At 50.2% G+C, this 293-nt stretch carries 1 pseudogene; it reads right to left on the reverse strand.

The features are described from left to right. Positions 1–293 (reverse strand): annotated as a pseudogene (locus tag AB4585_RS28145) (ABC transporter ATP-binding protein); the annotation flags it as partial.

Raw genomic sequence — 293 nt, forward strand, 5'->3', positions numbered from 1 at the left:
GCAATAGAAGTTTACTGCCTGATAGAGTGGCCATAACCAGGCTTACCGCTTGACGTTGGCCGCCAGAGAGAAGGCCAATGCTATCGCCAAGCCTATCTTCTAACCCCAATCCTAATATAGCGATACGATCTTGAAATAGTTTTCTGCGCTTGCTCGATAAAGCTAAGCTCCAACCACGTCGGTGTCCTCGGCGATAGGCTAGAGCCATATTCTCTTCAATCGTAAGGTCGCCACACGTGCCCGCTAAAGGGTCTTGGAATACTCGAGCGCATAGACTTGCTCTTTGGTGCACC

The sequence above is a fragment of the Vibrio sp. 10N.222.49.C9 genome, from assembly GCF_041474985.1.
Classification (GTDB): Bacteria; Pseudomonadota; Gammaproteobacteria; order Enterobacterales; family Vibrionaceae; genus Vibrio; species Vibrio crassostreae_C.